We start from the raw sequence: 13,002 nt of genomic DNA, 5'->3' as shown, positions 1-13,002 counted from the left end.
CGGGCCGTCATGGGCTGGTCGCGCAGTTCCCCGTGCCCCTGGAGGTCACTCGCCCTTCAGATAGTCAGGAAGTCCTGTGCCGGCGGCCAGCGCGGGGTCGGGGATCGGGGTGCCGTAGGTCTTGCGGACCGGGACGACTCCGGCCCAGTGCGGGAGGGCGAGGTCCTCCGGCTCGTCGTTGACGCCGCCGGTGCGGAGCTTGGCGGAGACCTCGTCGAGGTCCAGGCGGAGGACGGCGGTGGCGGCCAGCTCCTTCTTGTTGGCCGGCCGCGAGTCCGCTGAGCGGCCTTGGACGACATGGTCGACCAGGGCGTCCAGGGCCCGGCGCTTCTCCTCGGGATCCGTCACGTCGCGGGCGACGCCGTGCACCACCACCGAGCGGTAGTTGATCGAGTGGTGGAAGGCCGAGCGGGCCAGGACCAGACCGTCGACGTGGGTGACGGTCAGGCAGACCGGCAGACCCGGGTCTGCCTGACCGGCCGCCCTCAGCGGGCGCGAGCCCGTCGACCCGTGTACGTAGAGCGTCTCGCCCACCCGGGCGTACAGCGTGGGCAGCACGACCGGTGCGCCGTCGCGGACGAAACCGAGATGGCAGACGTAGGCCTCGTCGAGTATCGCGTGCACCAGGTCCCTGTCGTACGAGGCCCGGTCGGGGGAGCGCGTGGGGACGGTGCGGTCGGTCGGCGTGTAGGCGGTCGCGGACGGCGACGGCGTGCGGGTGGTCCCCTGAGTCCCCTGCATGGCGCTCCTTATTGCACTAGTGCATAATGTGTTTTGTGCTAGGAGAGTATCCGATCAGTGGGCGTCGTGCAGCGGACATTTCCGCGAGCGTGGAGCGGGCGGTGGGCACCGGTGAGCTGCGGCCGGGGCAACTGCTGCCGCCCATGCGGGAGTTGGCGGAGCGGCTGGGGGTGAATCCCAATACGGTCGCGGCCGCGTACCGGACCCTGCGCGAACGCGGAGTGATCGAGACCGCCGGCCGGCGCGGCAGCCGGGTGCGGCCCGCGCCGGCCACCACCGGGCGGGACCACATCCGGGTCGACGTGCCCGAGGGCGTGCGGGACGTCGCGAACGGCAATCCGGACCCGGCCCTGCTGCCCCCCCTGGCGGGGGCGTTCGCGGCGGCGGCCGCCGAGGGCGATCGCACGCCGGTGCTCTACGGCGAGAACCCGTTGGACCCGGAGCTGGCCCGGATCACCCGCGCCGGATTCGACGCCGACGGGGTGCCGGACGGCCCCCTCGCCGTGGTCTCCGGCGCCCTGGACGGGGTCGAGCGGGTACTCGCGGCGCATCTCAAGCCCGGCGACACCGTCGCCGTCGAGGACCCCGGCTGGGGCCGCACCCTCGATCTCGTGCCGGCGCTCGGACTGCGCACCGTCCCCGTGGGCGTCGACGACGAGGGACCGCGCCCGGACGACGTGCGCCGGGCGCTGGAGGCCGGAGCGCGCGCCCTGATCGTCACCGACCGGGCGCAGAACCCGACCGGCGCGGCGGTGAGCGGCCCCCGCGCGCGTGCCCTGCGATCCCTGCTGCGCACGCACCCGGAGGTGCTGCTCATCGAGGACGACCACGGCCACGGAATCGTCGACGTCCCCCTCCATCCGCTGGCCGGGACCACCCGGCACTGGGCGTTCGTCCGCTCGGCCGCCAAGGCCTACGGCCCCGATCTGCGCCTCGCGCTGCTCACCGGGGACGCCGTCACCGTCGACCGCGTCCGCGGCCGGCAGCGGCTCGGGCCCGGCTGGGTGAGCCGGCTGATGCAGCGGGCCCTGGTGCGGCTGTGGACCGACGGCGCCGTCGACACGCGCGAGGTGGCGGCAGCGTACGGGCGGCGGCGGGACGCGCTGATCGGCGCGCTCGGACTGCGGGGCGTCGCGGCGCACGGGCGCAGCGGCATGAACGTGTGGGTGCCCGTGCCGGACGAGACCGGGGCGGTCGCGCGGCTGCTGCACGCCGGGTGGGCCGTCGCGCCCGGCGCCCGCTTCCGGATGAGCGCGCCGCCCGGCATCAGGGTCACCGTCTCGACGCTCACCGACCGGGAGACCGGGGACCTGGCCGACGCGATCGCCTCGGCCCTCGGCCCGGCCCCGCAGCGCGGCTACGTCTGAGGAACCGTCCGGGACTTCGGCCGCACCTGCGTCAGCGCCGCCCCCGCCAGGACGATCACCGCCCCGACCGGGGTCGACCAGGCGAGGGACTCGCCGAGGATCGCCACACCCGCGGCCGTGGCGATGACGGGGATGAAGTACGTGACCATCTGGGCGGTCGTCGGGCCGACCTCGGCGACCAGGCCGTACTGGAGCAGCACCGCGAGGCCGGTGCCGAGGGCGCCGAGGGCGGCGATCGCCAGCAGCGGCCCGACGGACAGACGCGTGGGCAGGCTGGTGAACAGCGGGGTGACGACGGCCAGCTGCACCGTCGCCAGCAGCAGCTGCGCGCCGGTCATCGACAGGTGCGAGTGGCCGGTGCCGGCCAGGGTGCGGCGGACGTAGATCCAGCCGACCGGGTAGCTGAGGGACGCCAGCAGGGCCAGCGCCGTGCCCGTGGCGTCCAGGCCGTGGAAGCCCTGCCAGGCGCCCAGCACGGTCAGCACCCCCAGGAAGCCCAGCCCGAGCCCGGCGACCCGCACCCGGGTCGGGCGGTCCTCCGACAGGGCGACCAGCGACAGGGCCATGCCCCACAGCGGCGAGGTCGCGTTGCAGATGCCCGCCAGCGTGGACGGGATCGTCAGCTCCGCGTACGCGAACAGGGAGAACGGCAGGGCGTTGAGCAGGAACGCGGCGACCGTCAGATGACCCCACGTGCGGGCGCCGCGCGGCAGCCGCTCGCGCCGGACCGCCATCGCCGCCGCCAGCACGGCCGTGCCGAACACCAGCCGGCCGAGTGTCACCTGGAACGGGGCGTACCCCTCGGTGCCCACCTTGATCAGGAGGAAGCTGAAGCCCCAGATCAGGGACAGGGCGGCGAAGCGGAGCCGCCAGTCGAGGCGGCGGCGGGACGGTGCGGGCGGGACGGTGGCGGCCCGGCCGGGCGAGGTGGTGACGGTGGTCATGGAGAACACGATGCGGGACCAGATCTCGTAGCACAATCGAGAATTCGCACGCGATATTGCGTAGCATCGCTTACATGTTGAACCTGGAGCGCCTGCGCACCCTCGACGCCCTCGCCCGGCACGGCTCGGTCAGCGGTGCCGCCGAGGGCCTGCACATCACGACCTCGGCCGTCTCCCAGCAGATGTCCAAGCTGGAGCGTGAGGTCGGCCAGCAGCTCCTCGCGAAGAACGGCAGAGGCGTGCGGCTCACCGATGCCGGGCGGCTGCTCGCCGAGCACGCGGCACGGATCCTGTCCCAGGTCGAACTGGCCCAGTCGGATCTGGAGGCGCAGCGCGGGCAGGTCGTCGGCGAGCTCAGACTGGCGGCGTTCCCGACCGCCGCCCGCGGCCTCTTCCCGCAGGCCCTGTCCGCCCTGCGCGAGCGGCACCCCGGGCTCCGGCTGCGCTCGTGCGAACTGGAACCGGAGCAGGGCATCGCCGGAGTCGTCCGCGGCGACCTGGACCTCGCCGTGGTGCTCGACTGGTACAACAAGCCGATGGCGCTGCCCGAGGGCCTGGTCAAGGCGTCGATCCTGGACGACCCGGCCGATGTGGCCCTGCCGGTGGGCCACCGGCTCGCGGGGCGCGAGGAGGTGGACCTCGGCGAGTTCGCCGACGACGAGTGGATCACCTGGGGCGACGGCGAGTTCTGCCACGAGTGGCTGATGTTCACGCTCCGCTCGAAGGGCATCGAGCCCATCGTCGGCCACCGCGCGGCCGAGACCCACACCCAGCTCGGGCTGGTCGCCGCCGGCCTCGGCGTGTGCATCGCCCCGCTGCTGGGCCGCCATCCCGTGCCCGACGGGGTCGTGACCGTCCCGGTCAGCCAGCGGGTCCGGCGGCACGTGTACGTCGTCTGGCGCGCGGACGCCGACCGGCGCCCGTCGATCCGGGCCGCGGTGCAGGCGCTGCGGGAAGCGGGGGAGAGCGTGGGCTGACCGCCCGCCCGGGCGCTACCGGCCGGCCAGCTTCCGGAAGTCCCAGGAGACGATCTTCCGCGGGGTCAGCCGCAGCCAGGCGTGCCGGCCGTCGTGCGGCATCTCCTCCAGGCCGAAGTTCTTCCGCGCGAACAGCGTCTCGGGGACGTCGAGTTCGGCGCACAGCTCACCCGTGCGCGGGATCTCGCCGACGAACTCGACGGTGCCCGACAGCTCGGCGCCGCGCAGCTCGTCGTACTCCTCGCCGGTGTCCACCACGATCGCCACGCGCGGGTCGCGCCGCAGATCGGTCCACCGCTTGGAGCGCACGACCGAGTAGAGCCACATCGAGGTGCCGTCCCAGGCGAACCAGAGCGTGCTCACGTGCGGGGCGCCGTCGGCCGAGACCGTGGCGACCCGGCAGGTGCGCTGCGTGCTGAGGAAGTCGTCCAGCTCACCCGGCGTCATCATGATCTTCCGGCCCCGGCGCTGCTGCGTGACGGTCATGCTCCCCCTCTTTCCTTCTCTCACGTCGTGTCAGAGGTGATCCTCTGACATCACGTCAGAAAAAGCATGGGTTCTCTTCCTCCCGTGCGCAACGGTGGCTACGCTCGCCCGACCGGTCGCCGGCGACAGGGGGAAAGCCGTGCCCTCGTGCGAAGCGCTCAGCGAACTCCTCGATCCGCCGACCACCGCGCTGCTCACCGTCGAGTGCCAGGAAGGCGTCGTCGGCACGCACAGCGCACTGCCCGAACTCGCCGACGCGGCACGCTCCTCCGGGGTGCTCGGCAACATCGCACGGCTCGTGGCCGCCGCGCACGGGGCCGGCGTCCAGGTCGTCCACGCCGTCGCCGAACGCCGCCCCGACGGCCGCGGCGCCGGCCGCAACGCCCGCCTCTTCCGCGCCGCCGGACGCCTGCCCGTCCAGCAGCTGTCCGGCACACCGGCGGTGCGCGTGGCCGCCCCGATCGAGGTCGCCGAGCAGGACCTGGTCGTACGGCGCCTGCACGGGCTGTCGCCGATCCAGGGCACCGACGTCGACCCGCTGCTGCGCAACCTGGGCGTCCGCACCCTGATCGTCACCGGGGTGTCGGCCAACGTGGCCGTCCCCAACGCCGTGTTCGACGCCGTCAACCGCGGCTACACCGCCGTCGTCCCGGCGGACGCCATCGCGGGAGTGCCCTGCGAGTACACCCCCGCGATGATCCGCCACACCCTCGCGCTGGTCGCCACGGTCGCGACCACGGACGAGGTGCTGACGTGCCTGACGGGTCCGCCTGACGAGCTCAGGCGAGCGTGATCGAGTCCCCGTCGACGGTGATCTTCATCTCGGGCAGCGGCTTGGTCGCCGGACCGCTCTTCACGCTGCCGTCGGCGATCGAGAAGTTGCTGTTGTGACAGGGGCAGTTGATGACGCCGTCGGCGATGCTCTTCACCGCGCAGCCCTGGTGGGTGCAGGTGGCCGAGAACGCCTTGAACTCGCCCGCGGCCGGCTGCGTCACGACCACCTTCCGGTCGGCGAAGACCTTGCCGCCGCCCTCGGGGATGTCCGCGGTGGACGCGAGTGCCTCACCGGCCCCGGCGCCGCCCCCTCCGCTCGACGGGGTGCTGCCCGCCCCCTGGTCGCCCTGGGCGGTGCCGGAGGAGTCGGCGGCGCCGGACGAACCGTCGTCCGAGCCCCCGCACGCGGTCAGCGCGACGGCGAGGCCCGCCGCTCCGGCCGCCGCCACGACGGTACGACGGGCCGGACCCGATGCGGGCTGGAGCGATGCGCTGGTCATACTGGCGTTTCCCTTCGGGAGGGTTGTGATGATCTGCCGGGAGGTACGGGCCCGGCGGACCGCCTGTTCAGACGGTGCCGAAATCCTGACCCGAGCGGAGGCGGCTGTGCATAAAACCTCGCTGTCGGTTCGCTGTCGGTTTGCCGTCCACCACACCGGTGCCGGTGCGAGAGCCGGCCGCTACGTCAGTAACCTGGGGCGATGCTCAAGGAAGTGATCGCGACCCGCTTCATCGCGCCGCTGCGCGAGGGCGGTTCGCTGCCGGGCCTGGTCGAGGCCGACGACTTCGGCACCTACGTCCTGAAGTTCTCCGGCGCGGGACAGGGCCGCAAGACGCTCGTCGCGGAGGTGGTCTGCGGGGAACTCGCGCGCCGGCTCGGGCTGCGGGTGCCGCGCCTGGTGACGATCGAGCTCGACCCGGACCTCGGGCTGGGCGAGCCCGACGAACAGGTGCAGGGCCTGCTGCGGTCCAGCGGCGGCACCAACCTCGGCATGGACTTCCTCTCCGGCGCGCTCGGCTTCGACCCGCTCGCCTTCCGGGTGAGCCCCGAGGAGGCCGGGCGGATCGTCTGGTTCGACGCGCTGGTCAACAACGTCGACCGGTCCTGGCGCAACCCCAACCTGCTGATGTGGCGGGGCGAACTGTGGCTCGTCGACCACGGCGCGACCGTGATCTGGCACCACAACTGGCCCGGCGCCGAAGCCTCGGCGGGCCGCCCGTACGACGCCTCCGACCACGCGCTGGCGCCCTTCGCCCCGGACATCGCCGCCGCGGCGGCCGCGCTGGCGCCCCGGGTCACCGAGGAACTCCTCGCCGACGTCACCGCGTGCGTCCCGGACGCCTGGCTCGCCGGCGAGCCGGGCTTCGACACACCGGACGACCTCAGGCGGGCCTACGCGCGGCCGCTGCTCGCCCGGGCCGCCGTCATCCACGAGCGCATCCGGGGGATCCAGTGAACGACCGGCACATCATCAGGGGCGGCCCGCGCGAGCGGCAGGTCTACGAGTACGCCCTCCTGCGCGTCGTCCCGCGCGTCGAACGGGGCGAGTGCATCAACGCCGGGGTGCTCGTCTACTGCCGGGCCGAGGCCTACGTCGGCGCACGCACCCACCTGGACGAGGCCCGGCTGCTCGCCCTGGACCCGCAGGCGGACGTGGCCGGGGTCCGGGCCGCCCTGCGCGCGGTGGAGGGCGTCTGCGCGGGCGGCACGGCGGCCGGCCAGGCGGCGGCCGACGACCCGGGCCGCCGCTTCCGCTGGCTCGTCGCGCCCCGCTCCACGATCGTCCAGCCCGGCCCCGTGCACACGGGCCTGACCACGGACCCGGCGGCGGAGACGGAGCGACTGCTGGACCTGCTGGTGCGCTAGCCGGCGGCAGTCCGTGCGCGCCCTGCCGCCGGCGTCCTCTCGTCAGCACCTGCCGCCGGCGTCCTGTCCTCGGCACCTGCCGTCAGCGCCCCGTCGTCAGCGCCTGCGGCGGCGCCTGATCAGGTAACCGGCCATGAGCGAGGCGCCCACGGCGAACGTCAGGCCCAGGCCGACGTCCCAGTCGGTCGGGCCCGAGGCGACCGCGCCTCCGACGCCGCCCCGCACGCCTTGCGACGGGGTGGCGGCGGGTGTGGTGGCGGCGGGCGTGCTCGTTGCCGGAGTGACGGGCGTGGCCGGGGTAGCGGCCGGTGTGGTGACCGGCGTGGCCGGTGTGGCGCTCGCGGAAGCGGACGGCCGGGCCGGGGACGTGGGGGAGATGATCCCCTCCGTGCGGCGCGGCAGCGCCTCGCACGCGATGCCGTCGTCCGGGCCCCGGTCCTCGTCCAGCCGGTGCGGGTCGCTCGGGTCGGCGTCGAACACGGCCTGCGCGTCCTCCTGGAAGGCGAAATCGCGGCAGTCCCGGTCCGGCTGGGCATGAGCGGGGGCGGACAAGGGCACGATCGCGGCGATCGCGAACAGCGTGCCGATGACACCGGTACGACGGCGCATGGTGCGCCTCCTTTCCGGCCACGAGGGGCTCGCGCTCCGACGCTAGGGCGGGGCGGACGGCGGCTACCTGCGGTCCTGGGCCGTTCGGGTGTTCCTCGATGCCGCGCCGGGCAGGTCGGCGCGGGTGATGGATCACATGCCGCGCCCGGCCGTTGACACCGCGTGCCAGGGCTTCTAGCGTCACATCCACTGAAGGTACTAAGCGGTCGCTCACCTGAGGAGAACGAGTCATGTCCACCACTGAGCAGCGGGTCGCCGTCGTCACCGGTGCCGCGCGCGGCATCGGCGCCGCCACCGCCGTACGACTGGCCGCCGAGGGCCGCGCGGTCGCCGTGCTCGACCTCGACGAGGCCGCCTGCAAGGACACCGTCGAGAAGATCACCGCCGCCGGGGGCAAGGCCATCGCGGTCGGCTGCGACGTCTCCGACGAGGCGCAGGTCGAGGCGGCCGTCGCGCGGATCGCCGAGGAGCTCGGCGCGCCGACGATCCTGGTCAACAACGCGGGCGTGCTGCGCGACAACCTGCTGTTCAAGATGAGCGTCTCCGACTGGGACACCGTCATGAACGTGCACCTGCGCGGCGCCTTCCTGATGTCCAAGGCCTGCCAGAAGCACATGGTCGACGCGGGCTTCGGCCGGATCGTCAACCTGTCGTCGTCCTCCGCGCTCGGCAACCGCGGCCAGGTCAACTACTCCGCGGCCAAGGCAGGTCTGCAGGGCTTCACCAAGACCCTGGCCAAGGAGCTCGGCAAGTTCGGTGTCACCGCCAACGCCGTCGCCCCCGGCTTCATCGCCACCGAGATGACCAAGGCCACCGCCGACCGCGTCGGCATGGGCTTCGAGGACTTCAAGGCCGCCGCCGCCACCCAGATCCCGGTCGCCCGGGTCGGCGAGCCCGAGGACATCGCCAACGCCATCGCCTTCTTCACCGGCGAGGCCGCCGGCTTCGTCTCCGGCCAGGTGCTGTACGTGGCCGGCGGACCGCTCGACTAAGGGACCCAGAACATGACTTCCGTGGAACTCTCCGGCAAGGTCGCCCTCGTCACGGGCGCCAGCCGCGGCATCGGCTACGGCGTGGCCGAGGCGCTCGTCGCGCGCGGCGACCGTGTCGTCATCACCGGCCGCAACGAGGACGCCCTCAAGGAGGCCGTCGAGCAGCTCGGCGCCGACCGCGCGGTCTACGTGGCCGGCAAGGCGCACGACGAGGCCCACCAGGCCGTCGCCGTCGAGCGGGCGATGGAGGCCTTCGGCCGCGTCGACTTCCTGGTCAACAACGCCGGCACCAACCCGGTGTTCGGGCCGATCGCCGACCTCGACCTGAACGTGGCGCGCAAGGTCTTCGAGACCAACGTCGTCTCGGCGCTCGGCTTCGCCCAGAAGACCTGGCACGCCTGGCAGAAGGACAACGGCGGCGCGATCGTCAACATCGCCTCCGTCGCGGGCCTGTCGCCCTCGCCGTTCATCGGCGCCTACGGCGTCAGCAAGGCGGCGATGATCAACCTGACGGTGCAGCTCGCGCACGAGTTCGCGCCCCGGGTGCGGGTCAACGCGATCGCCCCGGCCGTGGTGAAGACCAAGTTCGCCCAGGCCCTGTACGAGGGACGGGAGGAGGAGGCCGCGGCGGCCTACCCGCTCGGCCGGCTCGGCGTGCCCTCGGACATCGGCGGCGCGGCCGCGTTCCTCACCTCCGAGCAGTCCGACTGGGTCACCGGCCAGACGCTCGTCGTGGACGGCGGCATCTTCCTCAACGCCGGCACCGGCTGACCCGCTTGTATGCGACCGGCACGGGCGCTCCTTGACGCGAGGGGCGCCCGTGTCGACGTAAAAAAGCCGCAAAAGGCGATGACAACGTCGTCAAAGGTTTATTGATCAAGAAGTCATGTTCCGGGGAGGGTCAGCGGGCCCGGCACTGCGGTATGGTCTGCCGACCCTTGGTATGGCAGATCGAGGAGCGTGCGCGTGTTCAACCGGAACCGATGCCTGCGGCGGGTGGCGGCCATCGCGTCCATATCGTCCCTGGTAGCCGGATGCGGCGTGCTGTCGTCCGACACCCCGGACGACGCGGGGCCGATCGTCGTCGGCACGACCAGTTCTCCCAGCACGCTCGATCCCGCCGCCTCCTGGGACAGCTCCTGGGAACTGTTCCGCAACATCTACCAGACGTTGCTGAGCTACCCCGTCGGCGAGACCGCGCCCCAGCCGGACGCCGCCGAGAGCTGCGAGTTCAGCGATTCGTCGAACCAGGTCTACCGCTGCGAGCTGCGCGAGGGCCTGAAGTTCTCCAACGGCGAGGCGCTCGACGCCCAGGCCGTGAAGTACTCGTTCGACCGGATCCGCAAGATCAATGTCAACGGCGGACCCGCCGGTCTGCTGGGCAGCCTCGAACGGGTCCAGGCGCCCAACGACCGCGAGGTGATCTTCCACCTCAACAAGCCCGACGCCACCTTCCCGTTCGTCCTCGCCACGCCCGCGATGTCCATCGTCTCCCCGAAGGACTACCCGTCGAGCGGCCTGCGCAAGGGCACCGACGTCGTCGGCTCTGGGCCGTACACCCTCGACTCCTACGACGAGGGCGAGGAGGCCGTCCTCGTCAAGAACGACGCCTACCAGGGCTTCGCCGAGCGCCGGAACGACGCGGTCACCATCCGCTACTACCAGGACTCCGGCGAGATGGTCGAGGCCCTGCGGGACAAGCGGATCGACGTGACCTACCGCGGTCTGGCCGCCGGCGACGTCGTCGACCTGCAGAGCAAGACCTCCAAGGAGGAGGAGATCCAGCTCGTCGAGGGCACCGGCACGGACATCAACTACCTGGTGTTCAACCCGAAGGACCCCTGGGCGAACAAGAAGCCCGTGCGCCAGGCCATCGCGCAGGTCGTCGACCGGGCCGCGATCGCCCACAAGGTGTACAAGGACACCGTCGACCCGCTCTACTCCATGGTCCCCAAGGGGCTCACCGGCCACACCACGGGCTTCTTCGACGACTACGGCGACCCGGACGTCGCCAAGGCCCGCAAGATCCTCACCGAGGCCGGCATCAACCAGAAGGTCCCGCTCACCTTCTGGTACACGAGCGACCGCTACGGCTCCGAGACCGCCGCCGAGTTCAAGGAGCTCGAGCGCCAGCTGGAGGACTCCGGCCTGTTCTCGATCAGCCTCAAGAGCCGCCCCTGGAAGACCTACGTGGGGGGCTACCAGAAGGGCGAGTACCCGGTCTTCGGACGCGGCTGGTTCCCCGACTTCCCGGACGCCGAGAACTTCATCGCGCCGTTCGTCGGCGAGCAGAACGCCCTCGGCACGCCCTACCCGGCCCCGGAGATCACCGGCGACCTGCTGCCCCGCTCGCGCCGCGAGAGCGACCGCGCGAACGTGGAGAAGGAGTTCGAGGAGGCCCAGCGGATCCTGGTGGACGACGCGCGGCTGCTGCCGCTGTGGCAGGGCCGGCAGTACGTGGCGGCCAGCCGGGACGTCTCGGGCGCCGAGCGGGCCCTGGACCCGTCGACGATCATGATGTTGTGGGAACTGCACCGCAAGACCGCCTGGTAGGCAGCCGGGGGGGCCGGCGTTCCCGGGCGCGTTGTCAGTGGTCGCCTGTAGGTTCTGAGGCCTGCAAGTGACCGCACATCGTGAGGACGTTGACGTGACCGACATCGCCATGCTGCCCGAGTCCTGGCGCGGGGTTCTGGGTGACGAGCTGCAGCAGCCCTGGTTCAAGGAGCTGACGGAGTTCGTCGAGGAGGAGCGGGCGAAGGGTCCCGTCTACCCGCCGCGCGAGGAGGTCTTCGCGGCGCTGGACGCCACGCCGTACGACCGGGTCAAGGTCCTGATCCTCGGTCAGGACCCGTACCACGGCGAGGGCCAGGGCCACGGCCTGTGCTTCTCGGTCCGGCCCGGGGTGCGGATCCCGCCGTCCCTGCGCAACATCTACAAGGAGATGCACGAGGAGCTCGGCACCCCGGTCCCGGACAACGGCTATCTGATGCCGTGGGCCCGCCAGGGGGTGCTGCTGCTCAACGCGGTGCTCACGGTCCGCGCCGGTGAGGCCAACTCGCACAAGGGCCGGGGCTGGGAGAAGTTCACCGACGCCGTGATCCGGGCCGTCGCCGAGCGCCCCGACCCGGCGGTGTTCGTCCTCTGGGGGAACTACGCGCAGAAGAAGCTGCCGCTGATCGACGAGACGCGGCACGCGGTGGTCAAGGGCGCGCACCCCTCGCCCCTGTCGGCGAAGAAGTTCTTCGGCTCCCGGCCCTTCACGCAGATCAACGCGGCGGTGGCGGCGCAGGGCCACGAGCCGATCGACTGGACGATCCCGAACCTGGGCTGACGAGGGCACCGCCGGGTCCGGCCGGGACGCTCTCCGGAGCCGCCTGAGCCGGATCCTCGCCCCCTGCGGTTAGCGTCGGGACGAACAGCCGGCGAGTGCGCGGAGGGCGTCGTGGCGGAGCGACAGGGACGGACGGCGCCGGACGCCGTGCTGACGCGGATCGGGCAGGTCGTCATGCTGCACCACGCGGGCGACCGGGAGGAGGCCCGCCACCGTCTCCTGGATCTGTGGGCGGAGATCGGCGAGCACGGCGACCCGCTCCACCGCTGCACCCTCGCCCACTACCTGGCCGACACCCAGGACGACCCGGCGGACGAACTGGCCTGGGACCTGCGCGCGTTGACGGCGGCGGAGGAGGCCGGGGAGGACACCGGGGAGGAGGCCCGCGCGGTGATCGCGTTCTACCCCTCCCTGCATCTGAACCTGGCGGACGACTATCTGGGACTCGGCCGGTTCGACGCAGCCCGCACGCATCTGCGGTGGGCCCGGGAGGCCGCCGCCGCCCTCGCCGACGACCGCTACGGCGAGGGCGTGCGGGCGGCCATCGCACGGCTTCAGGCCCGGCTGGGGGAGGGCGGCGGCGGGGCGTGGACGCCGCCACGGCAGCGGCCCTGAGGCGCGGCGGGCGCGCGGCCGGTCAACGCCCGTAGGTGTCACGGCAGATCGTCGCCTCCGGGCTGTCCGCCCGCCACCCCCCGTAGCGCCGGCCCAGGGCGCACACGTCCCCGCTGTCGGGGACCTGCCCGCGGACGTCCTGCGGCACCGACTCCGAGACGTCGGGGAGCTCCGCGCGCGGCCGCTGCGGGGTGCGGTGGCCCGGCTCGGGGCGGTCCGGGCGGGCGGGCCGGGGACGGGCGGCGTCGTGCCGGCCGGACGGCGGCTGCCGCGGGGAGGCGGCCGCCGGGGGCGTCGCC

At 72.7% G+C, this 13,002-nt stretch carries 15 protein-coding genes and 1 pseudogene; 10 read left to right on the top strand and 6 right to left on the bottom strand.

What is annotated here, in order from left to right; translation table 11 throughout:
• Window positions 1-45: 45 nt before the first annotated feature.
• On the bottom strand, window positions 46-741 hold the full coding sequence (locus CHR28_RS34945) for a pyridoxamine 5'-phosphate oxidase family protein (RefSeq protein WP_094057745.1): 696 nt from the start codon (window positions 739-741) through the stop codon (window positions 46-48).
• A gap of 35 nt (window positions 742-776) precedes the next feature.
• Here CHR28_RS34945 and CHR28_RS34940 point away from each other — a divergent pair, with 35 nt between their 5' ends.
• Window positions 777-2,108: an aminotransferase class I/II-fold pyridoxal phosphate-dependent enzyme gene (locus CHR28_RS34940; RefSeq protein ID WP_094057744.1), complete on the top strand. Its 1,332-nt coding sequence runs from the start codon at window positions 777-779 to the stop codon at window positions 2,106-2,108.
• Here the strand turns inward: CHR28_RS34940 and CHR28_RS34935 are convergent.
• On the bottom strand, window positions 2,099-3,052 hold the full coding sequence (locus CHR28_RS34935; protein ID WP_373453416.1) for a DMT family transporter: 954 nt from the start codon (window positions 3,050-3,052) through the stop codon (window positions 2,099-2,101). The genes CHR28_RS34940 and CHR28_RS34935 overlap by 10 nt on opposite strands.
• Window positions 3,053-3,126: 74 nt before the next feature.
• Here CHR28_RS34935 and CHR28_RS34930 point away from each other — a divergent pair, with 74 nt between their 5' ends.
• Entirely contained in the window at window positions 3,127-4,029 is a 903-nt protein-coding gene (locus CHR28_RS34930) for a LysR family transcriptional regulator (RefSeq protein ID WP_094057742.1), read from the top strand.
• A gap of 15 nt (window positions 4,030-4,044) precedes the next feature.
• On the opposite strand, the gene CHR28_RS34925 is transcribed toward CHR28_RS34930, so the two are convergent.
• Complete coding sequence (locus CHR28_RS34925) at window positions 4,045-4,515, bottom strand: pyridoxamine 5'-phosphate oxidase family protein (RefSeq protein WP_094057741.1); 471 nt, start codon at window positions 4,513-4,515, stop codon at window positions 4,045-4,047.
• A gap of 139 nt (window positions 4,516-4,654) precedes the next feature.
• Here CHR28_RS34925 and CHR28_RS34920 point away from each other — a divergent pair, with 139 nt between their 5' ends.
• On the top strand, window positions 4,655-5,308 hold the full coding sequence (locus tag CHR28_RS34920; RefSeq protein ID WP_094057740.1) for a cysteine hydrolase: 654 nt from the start codon (window positions 4,655-4,657) through the stop codon (window positions 5,306-5,308).
• Here the strand turns inward: CHR28_RS34920 and CHR28_RS34915 are convergent.
• A complete protein-coding gene (locus tag CHR28_RS34915) occupies window positions 5,295-5,789 on the bottom strand; it encodes a Rieske (2Fe-2S) protein (protein WP_094057739.1) in 495 nt (164 codons plus the stop codon). The genes CHR28_RS34920 and CHR28_RS34915 overlap by 14 nt on opposite strands.
• Window positions 5,790-5,990: 201 nt before the next feature.
• On the opposite strand from CHR28_RS34915, the gene CHR28_RS34910 reads away from it, so the two are divergent.
• Window positions 5,991-6,746, top strand: a complete 756-nt coding sequence (locus tag CHR28_RS34910) for a HipA family kinase (protein WP_094057738.1) — start codon at window positions 5,991-5,993, stop codon at window positions 6,744-6,746.
• Window positions 6,743-7,156 (top strand): DUF3037 domain-containing protein, encoded by a 414-nt coding sequence (locus tag CHR28_RS34905; RefSeq protein ID WP_094057737.1) that lies wholly within the window; start codon window positions 6,743-6,745, stop codon window positions 7,154-7,156. The genes CHR28_RS34910 and CHR28_RS34905 overlap by 4 nt, the downstream gene beginning before the upstream one ends.
• A gap of 96 nt (window positions 7,157-7,252) precedes the next feature.
• On the opposite strand, the gene CHR28_RS34900 is transcribed toward CHR28_RS34905, so the two are convergent.
• Window positions 7,253-7,765, bottom strand: coding sequence for an excalibur calcium-binding protein (locus tag CHR28_RS34900; RefSeq protein WP_094057736.1), 513 nt, complete (start codon window positions 7,763-7,765; stop codon window positions 7,253-7,255).
• A gap of 230 nt (window positions 7,766-7,995) precedes the next feature.
• On the opposite strand from CHR28_RS34900, the gene fabG reads away from it, so the two are divergent.
• From fabG to CHR28_RS34875, 5 genes are all read left to right on the top strand, one after another.
• Window positions 7,996-8,757 carry a 3-oxoacyl-ACP reductase FabG gene (fabG, locus tag CHR28_RS34895; RefSeq protein ID WP_059418653.1) on the top strand — a complete coding sequence of 254 codons (762 nt, stop codon included), beginning with the start codon at window positions 7,996-7,998 and terminating at the stop codon, window positions 8,755-8,757.
• Between the two features lie 12 nt (window positions 8,758-8,769).
• Complete coding sequence (locus tag CHR28_RS34890) at window positions 8,770-9,528, top strand: SDR family oxidoreductase (protein ID WP_094057735.1); 759 nt, start codon at window positions 8,770-8,772, stop codon at window positions 9,526-9,528.
• Between the two features lie 195 nt (window positions 9,529-9,723).
• The gene (locus CHR28_RS34885) at window positions 9,724-11,310 is read left to right on the top strand and encodes an ABC transporter substrate-binding protein (RefSeq protein WP_179272674.1); all 1,587 of its coding nucleotides are present in this window, start codon (window positions 9,724-9,726) and stop codon (window positions 11,308-11,310) included.
• Window positions 11,311-11,404: 94 nt separating this feature from the next.
• On the top strand, window positions 11,405-12,088 hold the full coding sequence (gene ung, locus CHR28_RS34880; RefSeq protein ID WP_094057733.1) for a uracil-DNA glycosylase: 684 nt from the start codon (window positions 11,405-11,407) through the stop codon (window positions 12,086-12,088).
• A gap of 111 nt (window positions 12,089-12,199) precedes the next feature.
• Window positions 12,200-12,703, top strand: a complete 504-nt coding sequence (locus CHR28_RS34875; protein ID WP_094057732.1) for a tetratricopeptide repeat protein — start codon at window positions 12,200-12,202, stop codon at window positions 12,701-12,703.
• A gap of 22 nt (window positions 12,704-12,725) precedes the next feature.
• Here the strand turns inward: CHR28_RS34875 and CHR28_RS34870 are convergent.
• Window positions 12,726-13,002: pseudogene (locus CHR28_RS34870) on the bottom strand (hypothetical protein); the annotation flags it as partial.

Origin of the sequence: Streptomyces sp. XY006, from assembly GCF_002237655.1 — a bacterium.
GTDB classification, from domain to species: Bacteria; Actinomycetota; Actinomycetes; order Streptomycetales; family Streptomycetaceae; genus Streptomyces; species Streptomyces levis.
The sequence above is the reverse complement of the archived record's forward strand: the minus strand, read 5'-3'. Positions and strand labels throughout refer to the sequence as shown.